This is a genomic window from Stappia sp. WLB 29 (assembly GCF_023507705.1).
Lineage (GTDB): Bacteria > Pseudomonadota > Alphaproteobacteria > Rhizobiales > Stappiaceae > Stappia.
Genome location: NZ_JALBGD010000004.1, coordinates 183,213 through 195,951, shown reverse-complemented (window position 1 = coordinate 195,951; position 12,739 = coordinate 183,213). Strand labels below are relative to the sequence as shown.

Annotated in this window: 9 protein-coding genes; 2 read left to right on the top strand and 7 right to left on the bottom strand. The window is 66.1% G+C overall.

The genetic code is table 11. The annotated features are described in order from the left end of the window. Positions 1-29: 29 nt before the first annotated feature. Positions 30-833 carry a 4-hydroxy-tetrahydrodipicolinate reductase gene (dapB, locus tag MNI96_RS09680; protein ID WP_249693022.1) on the bottom strand — a complete coding sequence of 268 codons (804 nt, stop codon included), beginning with the start codon at positions 831-833 and terminating at the stop codon, positions 30-32. A 227-nt stretch (positions 834-1,060) separates the two neighbouring features. Here dapB and MNI96_RS09675 point away from each other — a divergent pair, with 227 nt between their 5' ends. Both MNI96_RS09675 and MNI96_RS09670 read left to right on the top strand, forming a co-directional pair. Then, positions 1,061-2,245, top strand: coding sequence for an autoinducer 2-binding periplasmic protein LuxP (locus MNI96_RS09675; protein ID WP_249692551.1), 1,185 nt, complete (start codon positions 1,061-1,063; stop codon positions 2,243-2,245). Continuing rightward, entirely contained in the window at positions 2,242-5,013 is a 2,772-nt protein-coding gene (locus tag MNI96_RS09670; protein WP_249692549.1) for an EAL domain-containing protein, read from the top strand. The genes MNI96_RS09675 and MNI96_RS09670 overlap by 4 nt, the downstream gene beginning before the upstream one ends. Positions 5,014-5,109: 96 nt before the next feature. On the opposite strand, the gene pnp is transcribed toward MNI96_RS09670, so the two are convergent. The 6 genes from pnp to MNI96_RS09640 all read right to left on the bottom strand — a co-directional run bounded on the left by pnp (position 5,110) and on the right by MNI96_RS09640 (position 12,689). Then, a complete protein-coding gene (gene pnp / locus MNI96_RS09665; protein WP_249692547.1) occupies positions 5,110-7,227 on the bottom strand; it encodes a polyribonucleotide nucleotidyltransferase in 2,118 nt (705 codons plus the stop codon). 262 nt (positions 7,228-7,489) lie between these two features. After that, positions 7,490-7,759, bottom strand: a complete 270-nt coding sequence (gene rpsO, locus MNI96_RS09660) for a 30S ribosomal protein S15 (protein WP_120270553.1) — start codon at positions 7,757-7,759, stop codon at positions 7,490-7,492. Positions 7,760-7,762: 3 nt separating this feature from the next. After that, a complete protein-coding gene (gene truB, locus MNI96_RS09655) occupies positions 7,763-8,737 on the bottom strand; it encodes a tRNA pseudouridine(55) synthase TruB (RefSeq protein ID WP_249692545.1) in 975 nt (324 codons plus the stop codon). A 4-nt stretch (positions 8,738-8,741) separates the two neighbouring features. Next, positions 8,742-9,194 (bottom strand): 30S ribosome-binding factor RbfA, encoded by a 453-nt coding sequence (gene rbfA, locus MNI96_RS09650; protein WP_283776419.1) that lies wholly within the window; start codon positions 9,192-9,194, stop codon positions 8,742-8,744. A gap of 137 nt (positions 9,195-9,331) precedes the next feature. Further along, positions 9,332-12,001: a translation initiation factor IF-2 gene (gene infB / locus MNI96_RS09645; protein ID WP_249692541.1), complete on the bottom strand. Its 2,670-nt coding sequence runs from the start codon at positions 11,999-12,001 to the stop codon at positions 9,332-9,334. 7 nt (positions 12,002-12,008) lie between these two features. Next, positions 12,009-12,689, bottom strand: coding sequence for an RNA-binding protein (locus MNI96_RS09640; protein WP_349629145.1), 681 nt, complete (start codon positions 12,687-12,689; stop codon positions 12,009-12,011). Between the last annotated feature and the right edge of the window lie 50 nt (positions 12,690-12,739).

Here is a 12,739-nt window from a genome sequence, read left to right as displayed (position 1 = left end):
TCTCCAGGTCGGATGGCGGAAGATGCGGTTCAGTCGCGTAGACCGAGCACATCCTCCATCGTGTAGAAGCCGGGCTTCCTGTCGCGGGCCCACAGGGCCGCCTTCACCGCGCCCCGGGCAAAGATCTGCCGGTCCTGGGCATGGTGAGAAAGGGTGATCGTCTCGAGCGGTCCGGCGAAGACGACGCTGTGATCGCCGATGACCGTACCGCCGCGCAAGGTTGCGAAACCGATGTCGCCGCGCGGACGCTCGCCGGTGAACCCGTCGCGGCTGCGCACGCTGCGCTCGGCGAGATCGAGGCCCCGGCCTTTCGCCGCAGCTTCGCCCAGCAGATAGGCGGTGCCGGACGGCGAGTCGACTTTGTGACGATGATGCATCTCGAGCACTTCGATGTCGAAATCCTCGTCCAAGGCCGCGGCTGCGCGGCGGACGAGCGCTGCCAGCAGGTTGACGCCGAGGCTCATGTTGCCCGACTGGACGATGCGGGCGTGCCGGGCGGCCGGGTGGATCGCGGAAAGATCTTCGTCGCTGAGGCCGGTCGTGCCGATCACATGCACGATCCGCGCCTGAGCGGCCAGTTCTGCGAAATGCCGCGAGGCGGCAGGCGCGGTGAAATCGAGAATCCCGTCCGTTGCCGCAAAGGCTGCGAGCGCGTCGTCCGTCACGGTGATGCCGTTCGCCGGCAGACCTGCCAGAACGCCGCAATCCTGTCCGATCGCGGGAGAATCCGTCCGCTCGACCGCAGCCGACAACCGGACGCCGTCCATCTGCGAAATCGCGCGGATCAGCGCCCCGCCCATGCGACCGGCAGCCCCTACCACCGTCAGGCGCATTTCGCTCATTCCGCAACTCCGCTCGTGATCTGCCGGAACCCGATCCGGTCCTTGCGCGCGGTATAGCAGGTTGACCGGTTCGCGCAACGCTGCAGGGCCCACCCGAACGCCCGCAGGGGTGGAAGGCTCACAGTCGCGCTACACCTTACGGCCGTGAAAACACCTCATGTGCGGACACAATCAGAGTGGATTTTTCACGGTTTCTCAATCGTATGATGATCCCTTGCATGTATCTGGCCAATCAGACAGACTTCTGGAAACGGCTACCGTATCGGAATGCTATCGTGAGAAGAATACGACTGCTCTTTCCGGTTCTCTTCCTTCTCTTCTTGGCGATGCTCCCGCCCGGTATCGCCAGATCCGACTTCGGTCGCGACTCTCTTGCCGAATTCTGGGAAATTCCCGACCTTTTTAAGGAAATTCCTGAACAGCGCGAACTGAGCGCCCGGTTCACCCAGCGGGTGCAGAGCGCTGCCGTCCCCGCCACTGCCACCTCCCTGGCGCCGGCGCGCATCGCCGTGGTTTATCCTGCCATTCAGGTCTCGGACTACTGGCGGCGCAGCCTCGTGGCGCTGGAGCGCCGGTTGGACGAGCTCGGCATCCGCTACGAGGTGACGTCCCAGTTCACACTGCCGGGTCAGGAAATCCGAGAACAGACCCGGCAGATCGTCGAGGTGCTGAAGTCCGATCCCGACTATCTGATCTTCACGCTGGACGCCCTGCGCCACAAGGTTCTCGTGGAGCGCCTCATTGCCCGCGGCCGCCCGAAGGTCATCCTTCAGAACATCACCACGCCGCTGCGCGCCTGGGGCCGGGACCAGCCGTTCCTCTATGTCGGCTTCGACCATGCCACCGGCGCGCGCCTCCTGGCCGATCATGTCCTGGAAACGCGGCCGCAGCCGGAGTCCTTTGCCATCTTCTATGGCCCGAAGGGCTATGTCAGCCATGCCCGCGGCGAACCCTTTCGGCTTGCGATGGCGGAGCAGCCGGGGAAACGACTGGTCGCGTCCTATTATGTCGGCTTCGATCGGGAGAAGGCCCGCGAGGCGGCCACTGAGCTACTGCAGCGACATCCGGACCTCGGTTTCATCTATTCCTGCTCCACCGACATCGCGCTCGGCGTTGCCGATGCCATAGAGGCCGCGGGCTTGACGGGGAAGGTCGCCACCAACGGCTGGGGCGGCGGCACTGCGGAGCTCGACTATCTTTCCAAGGGCCGTCTCGAGGCGACGGCTATGCGCATCAACGACGACAACGGCGTGGCGATGGCCGAAGCGATCTCGCTCGACCGCCAGGATCGCACGGAGGAGGTTCCCCTCGTCTTCTCGGGATCGTTCGCCCTCGTCTCCTCGGAGGATTCGATGCAACGTATCGAAGAGCTGAAACGGAGGGCGTTCCGCTACTCGCAATGACACGCAGGGCCGACTTCCGCTTCAACCGCTTCGTGCTCGGCCTGTTTGCAGTAGCGCTGCTGACGACGTCGGCCGTGCTTTTCGCAATCAGCTATGTCGGCAGCCTGTCCATCGCAGATCAGGAGCTGAAGCGCTTCGCCCGCAAGGAGGCGACGCTTGCCCGCCTCGTCTTCGACCAGACGTTCAGCCGGCTCGACACCTATCTGCGGGCGCTGTCCGAGAATTCCGCACTCCGGCGTGCCGTCTGGTCCCGCGACGAAAGGCTCGTGCTGCAGATCCTGTCCGATGCCGCCCGCCAGCCGATCGGGGCGCAGTTCGAGCTCCTCAGGATCGATCAGCCCGACGAACCGGACTGGGTGGACGCCGGCGCTTCGCTTTACGATCTCGACCAGATCCTCACCCCGGCCCTGCGCTCGCGCATGCCGGCCGGTCAGTGGCATATGTTCACCGGTGGGGAGGCCAGCGGCAATACCGCGCCCGTGCTGCTTGCCGCCCTCTCCATTCCGTTGGTGGGCGATATCGACGGCCGCGTGGTCGGCCAGTTGACCGGCGGCTACGTCTTCAACGACAGCAAATACCTCTTGGACGATCTCGCCAAGGCTCTCGACACGGAAAGCCTCGCGCTGTTTCTCGACGAGCGGATGATCTCGGCCAGCGGCGAATTGCGGGATGCCGTGCGCAGCGGCCGCGCGCCCCTGAAGCAGCTCGGCCAGATCGACCATGTTCTTGCAGAGGACCGGTTGCTGATCCGCTCCCTGCTGGCGGAGGCCCCTGCCAGCCGGCCGCTCTACCTGGTGAGCGACCGGCCGGGCGAGACCATCGACAATATCGATGCCACCTATCAGACGCTGTTTACGCCGTTCCTGCTCTATGTGCTGGCAGGCTCCATACTCGGCGCCTACATCCTGCACCGCTTTACCAGCCCGGCGCTGGAGCGCCTCGTCAACTATGCCGCTCGGATCCGCCAGGGCACGTCCGACCTGACCTACAGACCTGGCAAGATCCGCGAGTTCAACGCCGTCGGCGTCGCATTGCAGGAAGCATTTCGCAACCTCAAGGAGTCGGACGCGCAGTTCCGGGCCCTCATCGACGAGTCCCTGCAGGGCGTGTGCATCCATTCCAACCAGCGGGTTCTCTACATCAACGACGCGCTGCTGCAACTGCTCGGCCGCGGGAGCGAGGATCGGCACAATGTGACCGGCTTGCCGGTGCTGGACCTGTTCGCACCGGAAGAACACGAACGCATGAGATCCTATGCAAGGGCCCGCGCCTCCGGAGCTTCCGCACCAGACGTCTACGAGGCGAGAGCCCTATCGCGAACCGGAGAGCGGATCTGGGTGGAAGTGTACCTGCGTCAGACCCGCTGGAACGGCGCCAGCGCCTATCACGTCACCGTCACCGACATTTCCGAGCGCAAGCGCCAGGAAGAGCTGATCGTCCGCCAGGCCAATTTCGACGGCCTGACCGGCCTGCCGAACCGCACCCTGTTCCGCGACCGCCTCGTCCAGGCGATGTCGCGGGCGCAGTGGGACGGCAACATCGTCGCCCTGCTGTTCCTCGACCTCGACCGGTTCAAGAACATCAACGACAGCCTCGGGCACAGCATCGGCGACCAGTTGATCAAGGAAACGGCGGTCCGCATCGGCGCGGTTCTCGACGATCACGATACGGTAGCACGCCTGGGCGGCGACGAGTTCGCAGTCATTCTCAGCAATGTCCGCAGCGTGATGGACGTAGAGATGACAGCAGCCCGCCTGCTCGCCCATCTGGCCCGGCCGCTGGTCCTCGGCGACGGCATCGAGGTGTTTACGACCACCAGCATCGGCATCACCGTGTTTCCCAGCGACGGGCGCGATGACGAACTCCTTCTGCGCCAGGCCGATACGGCGATGTATCACGCCAAGGCGGAGGGAGGTAACAAGCTGCGCTTCTTCTCCGCCCACATGAACGAACAGGTTGCACGGGCGCTGGAAACCGAAAGCGCCCTCCGCAAGGCACTGGAACGACGCCAGTTCACCCTGAACTATCAGCCGATGATCGATATCGCACACAACCGCATCGCCGGCTGCGAGGCCCTGGTCCGTTGGACCGATCCCGAGCGCGGGCCGATCCCGCCTGCCGAGTTCATTCCCATCGCCGAAACCACGGGACTGATCGTGCCGCTGGGCGCCTTCGTGCTGGAGGAAGCCTGTCTGTTCTATCGACGCTGCAGCGAACAGGGTCTCGACCTGCCCGGAATCAGCGTCAATGTCTCGCCGCGCCAGTGCCGCGACGAGAATTTCGTCGAGCTCGTCCGTGAGACGGTCGAGCGTACCGGCATGCCGCCGGAGCGGCTGCATCTGGAGATTACCGAGAGCGTCATGTTCGACGAGACCGGCAGCGACCCGATCGAGACGCTCAACGCGATCCGCCGGCTCGGCATCCGCCTGTCGCTCGACGATTTCGGCACGGGATTTTCCTCGCTGAGCAACCTGAAGCGGTTTCCTATCGATGTCCTGAAGATCGACCGTTCGTTCATCCGCGACCTGGAGACCGACCGGGACGACCGCGCGCTGGTCGAGGCGATCGTGGCGATGGCCTCCAGTCTCGGCATCACTGTCGTCGCCGAGGGTGTGGAGACCGAGGGCCAATGCGCGCTGCTCGACCGGCTCGGCTGCACCCGCATCCAGGGCTTCTATCTCGGCCGGCCGATGCCGGACGACCGGTTCCGCGAATATCTCGAGGCCCGTGACGGCTCGTCGCGGCCGCGCCGCACCGCCACCAACTGATCCTCGCTCCACGCTGCTCCGCAAACGAAAACGGGCCGGAATGATCCGGCCCGTTTCCTCATGGCGTTGTCGAACGACGGAGTCCGCCGGAAGGCCTCAGCCTTCCGCAGCGATCTCCTGGCCGGTCTCCTGGTCGACGACCTTCATCGACAGGCGGACCTTGCCGCGCTCGTCGAAGCCCATCAACTTCACCCAGACCTTGTCGCCTTCCTTGACCACGTCGGTGGTCTTGGCAACCTTCTGCGGGGCCAGCTGCGAGATGTGGACGAGACCGTCCTTGGCGCCGAAGAAGTTGACGAAAGCACCGAAGTCCACGGTCTTGACGACGCGGCCCTCGTAGATCACGCCCACTTCCGGCTCCGCGGCGATGGAGTTGATCCAGTTGATCGCGGCCTTGATCGCCTTGCCGTCGGAAGAAGCCACCTTGACGGTGCCGTCGTCCTCGATGTTGACCTTGGCGCCGGTCTTCTCGACGATCTCGCGGATGACCTTGCCGCCCGAGCCGATGACTTCACGGATCTTGTCGACCGGGATCTTCAGGACCTCGATGCGCGGGGCATGCTCGCCGAGCTCGGCGCGGGCCTCGGACAGGGCCTGCGACATCTCGCCGAGGATGTGGATACGGCCGTCACGCGCCTGGTCGAGCGCGACACGCATGATCTCCTCGGTGATGCCATCGATCTTGATGTCCATCTGCAGCGAGGTGATGCCGGTCGTGGTGCCCGCCACCTTGAAGTCCATGTCGCCGAGGTGATCCTCGTCGCCGAGGATGTCGGAGAGCACCGCGAAGCGGTCGCCTTCCTTGATCAATCCCATGGCGATACCGGCCACCGGCGCCTTCAGCGGCACGCCGGCATCCATCAGGGCCAGCGAGGTGCCGCAGACGGTCGCCATCGACGAGGAGCCGTTGGACTCGGTGACCTCGGACACGACACGCAGCGTGTACGGGAACTCGTGATGCGCCGGCAGGAGCGGGTGCACCGCACGCCAGGCGAGCTTGCCGTGGCCGATCTCGCGGCGGCCGGGCGAACCCATGCGGCCGGTCTCGCCGACCGAGTAGGGCGGGAAGTTGTAGTGCAGCATGAAGGTGGACTTGTAGGTCCCCTCCAGCGCGTCGACGAACTGCTCGTCCTCGTTGGTGCCGAGCGTCGCGACGACGAGCGCCTGGGTTTCGCCGCGGGTGAACAGGGCCGAACCGTGGGTACGCGGCAGGATGCCGGCCTCGGAGACGATCGGACGGACCGTCTTCAGGTCGCGGCCGTCGATGCGCTCGCCCTTGTCGAGGATGGCGCCGCGGACGATCTCCGCCTCCAGGTCCTTGAACAGGCCTCCGACGACGACTTTGTCGATGCCGGCGTCACCGGCCTCGGCGGCCAGCGTCTCGACCGTCTTGGCCTTGACCGCGTCGATGGCGTTGCGGCGGTCGGTCTTCTCGCGGATGGCATAGGCGGCCGTCAGGTCGCCGGCAGCCAGTTCCTTGATGCGGCCGGCGAGCACGGAGTGATCCGGCAGGTTGAGTTCGCGCGGCTCGCGGGCGGCGGTCTCGGCCAGCTTGACGATCGCCTCGATCACCGGCTGGAAGCCCTTGAAGCCGAACATCACGGCGCCGAGCATGATGTTCTCGTCCAGCTCCTTGGCCTCGGACTCGACCATCAGAACCGCTTCGCCGGTGCCGGCGACGATCAGGTCGAGCGCCGATTCCGGCATGTCGTCGACCAGCGGGTTCAGCACGTATTCGCCGTTCACATAGCCGACACGGGCGCCGCCGATCGGGCCCATGAACGGCACGCCGGAGATCGTCAGGGCAGCGGAGGCCGCAACCATGGCGACGATGTCCGGTGCATTCTCCATGTCATGCGACAGGACGGTGGCGATCACCTGGGTGTCGCACTTGAAGCCGGCGACGAAGAGCGGGCGGATAGGCCGGTCGATCAGACGCGAGGTCAGCGTCTCGTGCTCGGACGGACGGCCTTCGCGCTTGAAGTAGCCGCCCGGGATCTTGCCGGCGGCGAAGGCCTTTTCCTGATAGTTGACGGTCAGCGGGAAGAAGTCCTGGCCGGGCTTCGGCTCCTTGGCGGAAACCACCGTGGCCAGAACCTTGGTCTCGCCATAGGTGGCGAGCACGGCGCCGTCGGCCTGGCGGGCGATCTTGCCCGTCTCCAGGATCAGCGGGCGACCGCCCCAATCCACTTCCACGCGATGAATATCGAACATTGTGTCATCCTATTTCGGTCACCCGGCCCGCATCCATATGCGGCCCGGGGTGCTCCCATGGGCAGGCGGAGGCGGCATCGTGCCATCTGCGCCATTCAAGAGACGCGCCATGGGCAAGACAGCAGGTGGCTCGTGCCCGCCCGGCGTGCTGCCGGTGCGTTCAAGCCACCTGCTATCCTGCCCCATGACCGTCTTTCGCCGCCAATCCGGCGGCAGATGCGCAAACGCGGCGCCCTTGCGGACGCCGCGTTGCCCGTGCCGGTTAACGGCGCAGGCCGAGACGCTTGATCAGGTCCTGATAGCGGCCTTCTTCGGTCTTCTTCAGGTAGTCGAGAAGCGACCGGCGCTGGCTCACCATCTTCAGCAGGCCGCGGCGGGAATGGTTGTCCTTGCCGTGGCTCTTGAAGTGTTCGGTCAGGTTGGCGATCCGCTCGGAGAGAATGGCGACCTGCACGTCGGCAGAGCCCGTATCCCCTTCCTTGATCGCGTATTCCTTGATCAGTTCCGCTTTGCGTTCAGCGGTAATCGACATCGGTCATGTCCTTTCAACGATAACCGCTCCGGACGTGTCCGGAGCGAGATTGAAGACGCGCCGCGGCAAGAGTTCTCCGCGCTCGATCTCGCCGATCGCCACCAGTTCTCCCTGAGTGGTCACTGACACGAGGCCCGAAAACGCCGGGGCATCCCGCCCGCGCAGCAAAACGCCCTGCCCCCTTCGGAGGCGGGCGGCATCCTGCCGGCTGACGGCCAGCGCCGGGATGTCGTCCAGCGCGGTCTCTACAGGCAGAATGAAGTCGGCATGGGCCTCGGTCAGGCCCATGCCGGGCGCACATTGCCCCAACTCCTCAAGAGTTTCCAGCGGAATCATGTCCTGCTCGTCGAAAGGACCGACGACAAGGCGCCGCAAGGCGGCAACATGGCCGCAGGTGCCGAGCCGCTCCGCGATGTCGCGGGCGAGCGCGCGCACATATGTGCCCTTACCGCATTCCGCCTCGAAGACCGCGTGGTCGCGGTCCGGGCACTCCACCAGATCGAGCCGATGGACATCGATTTCGCGCGCGGCCAGTTCGACCTCCTCGCCGCCGCGGGCAAGGTCATAGGCGCGCGCGCCGTCCACCTTGATGGCGGAGTATTTCGGGGGAACCTGGAGAATCGTGCCGGTGAAGTCCGGAAGTACGGCCGCGATCTCGTCCGCAGCGGGGCGCACGTCGCTGGTGGCGACCACCGCGCCTTCCGTGTCGTCCGTCTCCGTCGCCTCGCCCCAGCGCACGGTGAAACGGTAGACCTTGCGCCCGTCCATCGCGAAGGAGACGGTCTTGGTCGCCTCGCCGAAAGCCACCGGCAGCAGGCCGGAGGCGAGCGGGTCGAGCGTGCCGGCATGGCCGACCTTTTCGGGGTGAAGGATCTTCTTCAGCCGCGTCAACGCGTCGTTGGAGGTGATGCCCACAGGCTTGTCGAGCACCAGCCAACCGTCGATGCGGTTGCGGTTCGCCTTCTTGCGTCGCCCCATGCCCCTAACGCCCGCCCTCGTCGGGGGTCTCGTCGGCACGGTCGTCACCTTCGTCCGCCTCGTCCTCCGACAGGTCGCGGCGCACGTCGTCGCGGGACAGAAGCGCCGTGATCCGGTCGTCGTCGTCGAAGCGGGTATCGAGCACGAAGCGCAGGTCGGGCAGGAACTTCATGGTCATCCGGCGCGCCAGTTCGCGACGGATCGTGCGGGCGCTGCGGTTGAGCGCCTCGATCACCCGGTCGGCATCGCGGCCACCGAGAGGCATCACCAGGCAGCTGGCAAGGCGCAGGTCGGGCGTCATGCGTACTTCAGGCACGGAGATGATCGTTCCGTCGAGCACCGGGTCGGCCAACGTGCCGCGCGCCAGGATGTCGGAGACTTCCTTGCGCACCAGCTCGCCGACACGCAGCTGGCGCTGCGACGGCATTCCCGCGGGATGTCTGTTGTTCGGGGCCATGGAACCGGTCCACCTCTTGCCGGATCATCAGGGTCGACAGGCGGCGGTTTCCCGGCGCGCCCGGCCCTCTGTCCGGACCAAACGGCAAACGCCGGCGGGAGAGTCCCGCCGGCGCGTAAATTGTACGGCCGCCCCCGTCAGAGGGTGCGAGCCACTTCCTCCACCCGGTAGCACTCGATGATGTCGCCCGGGCGCATGTCCTGGTAGTTTTCGAAGTTCATGCCGCATTCCTGGCCGGCATTCACTTCCTTCACCTCGTCCTTGAAGCGCTTCAGCGTACCGAGCTTGCCTTCGTGGATCACGACGTTGTCGCGGATCAGGCGCACCTGGGCGCCGCGCTCGACGATGCCCTCGGTCACGCGGCAACCGGCCACCTTGCCGACCTTGGTGATGTTGAAGATCTCGAGGATCTCCGCATTGCCGAGGAAGGTCTCGCGGCGTTCCGGCGACAGCAGGCCCGACATCGCCGCCTTCACGTCATCCACCAGGTTATAGATGATGTTGTAGTAGCGGATCTCGATGCCCTCGCGCTCGGCCGCGTCGCGCGCCTGCTTGTTCGCACGGACGTTGAAGCCGATGATCGGCGCGTTGGAGGCGGTTGCCAGTGTCACGTCGCTCTCGGTGATGCCGCCGACGCCGGCATGCAGGATGCGCGCCTTGACCTCGTCGGTGCCGAGCTGGTCCAGCGCACCGGCGATGGCCTCGACCGAGCCTTGCACGTCGCCCTTGATGACCAGCGGGAACTCCTTGTGGCCGCTCTGCTGCAGACGGTTCATCATCTGCTCGAGCGAGCCGCGGGCACCGCTGGCCAGGACCGACGCCTTGTCGCGCTTCTGGCGCTGGCGATAGTCGACGATCTCGCGGGCACGGGCCTCGTTCTCGACGACGGCGACCATGTCGCCGGCAGCCGGCGTGCCGTTGAAGCCCAGGACCTCGACCGGCTTGGAGGGCGGAGCCTCCTTCACCTGCTGGCCGTTCTCGTCGAGCATGGCGCGCACGCGGCCCCATTCGGAACCGGCCACCAGGATGTCGCCGACCTTCAGCGTGCCCTTCTGGACCAGGACGGTCGCCACCGGACCACGGCCCTTGTCGAGCTGCGCCTCGATGACGATGCCCTCGGCGGTGCGGAGCGGGTTGGCCTTCAGCTCGAGAACCTCGGCCTGCAGCAGGATCATCTCCAGCAGCTTGTCGAGGTTGAGCCCCTTCAGCGCGGAGACCTCGACGTCGATCACGTCGCCGCCCATCGACTCCACCACGATATCCTCGCGCAGAAGGTCGGTGCGCACGCGACTCGGATCGGCCGACGGCTTGTCCATCTTGTTGATGGCCACGATGATCGGGACGCCGGCCGCCTTCGCATGGGCGATGGCTTCCTTAGTCTGCGGCATCACGCCGTCGTCGGCTGCCACCACCAGGATGACGATATCCGTGGCCTTGGCGCCGCGGGCGCGCATCTGGGTAAAGGCTGCGTGGCCCGGCGTGTCGATGAAGGTGATCTTGTGACCGCCCTGCTCGACCTGGTAGGCGCCGATATGCTGGGTGATGCCACCGGCCTCGCCCTGCACCACGTTGGAGCGGCGCAATGCATCCAGCAGCGACGTCTTGCCGTGGTCGACATGGCCCATGATCGTGACGACCGGCGGACGCGACTCGAGCGCATCGTCCGAGTCGGCGGCCGAGAACAGGCCTTCCTCGACGTCGGATTCCGACACGCGCTTGACCGTATGGCCCATCTCGGAGGCGATCAGCTCTGCCGTGTCGGCGTCGATCACGTCGTTGATCTTGAGCATCTGCCCCTGCTTCATCAGCAGCTTGATCACGTCGACGGCACGCTCGGCCATGCGGTTTGCGAGTTCCTGGATGGTGATCGCCTCGGGCAGAACCACCTCGCGGGAGATCTTCTCGCGCACCACCTGCTGGCCGGCTCGACGCTCCTTCTCGCGGCGGCGACGCAGCGAGGCGAGCGAACGGCTGCGCCCCTCGTCGTCGCCGGTGGCGGAGGAGATGGTCAGCTTCGACCGGCGGCGGTCGTCGGCGCCGGGGGTCTTTGCCGGCGGGCGCGCCGGCGCGACCTTGGCGCGCTTGACGGCCTTCACGCCGCCCTTGCGGGCATCGTCGTCTTCTTCGCCGGCACGGCGCGCGGGAGCGGATGCAGGTGCGGCAGCAGCCGGCTTGCGGGCGGTCTCGTCACGGGCGGCCGGAGCGGACGCTGCCGGCGCAGCCTCGCCGACGGCCGCGGCGATCGCGTCGGCCGCGTCCGTGGCGGAGACCTTCTCGCGGCCATCGTCGCTCTTCTTGCGCTCGGCCTCCTCGGCGGCGCGACTGGCGGCCTCTTCGGCCTCCCGCTTGGCGCGCTCCGCCTCCTCGACCTTGCGGCGCTCGTCCTCGATGGCACGCAGGCGTTCTTCTTCCTCGCGGCGCTTGCGGTCCTCGGCATCGCGGCGCTGTGCCTCGAGGAGCGCCTGCTGGCGGGCGGCAGCCTCGTCTTCGGTAAGCGTGCGAAGGATGTTGCCGCCGCGCGGACGCTGCGGTGCCGGCTCGGCACGACGCTGCTGAACCTGCGGCTCGATGTCAGGTCGACGCTGCTGGGGAGCCGGGGCGCGCGGCGCCTCGGCTTCGGCCTCAGGCTTGCCGCCTTCGCCCGGCAGGACGACGCGGCGCTTCTTCTTCTCCACCACGACCGCTTTGGTGCGGCCATGGGAGAAGCTCTGACGGACCGTGCCCTGTTCCACGCCGGAGCGTTTCAGGCCCAGTGTCTTGCGCTCCATGCTGATCGTCTTGTCGCCGGGATTTTTCGTTTCGCTCATATCGCCTTCAGTCCTGGATCACCGCACTGCCCGCACCGTCGTTCGCAACCGGATCGTCCAGCGTTCCGGCAACCGGGTCGCTGACGGAACCGGTACGGAAACGCTCCAGTTCCTCAACCCGGACGAGAGCGTTCTCGCCTGCCCGGCCTGCAAGCAGTGCAGCATGTATCACATTTGACCGACCCAATGCCAAATCCAATTGAGCCGACGTAAAACAGCCGATGATCCGACAACCGCCGGTATCGGCAAAGCGCGCCCGCGCGATTGCCGCGAGCTTTCTGGCCCCGTCGTCGCCGCCATCGCGCGCCTGGACGAGACCGATGATATCCTGCCCGCGCACCGCCGCCTCCACCTTGGAGAACCCGCTGACGATCTCGCCGGCCTTGCGGGCCAGCGACAACGCGTTGAGCGCGGACCGCTCGATGAGGGCATCGACCTGATCCGTCAGGTCGCCCTCCACCCGCACGGACCCATCCTTGAGCGCGCGCGAAAACACTTTCTTCTTCTGGGCCTCGGCGACCGCCTGGCGGCTCGCCGTGATCCAGACGCCCCGGCCCGGCAGCCTGCGCCGCAGGTCGGGGACGATGATGCCGTCAGGGCCCGCAACGAAACGGATCAGTTCATCCACCGGACGCACCGCGCGGGTCAGCGCGCAGCTTCGTTCCAACGGCTCGTTTCGTTTCGGCACCCGTATCGCTCCGCCGGTCCTGTCGGCCCGATCCTGTCGGATCGGACCCT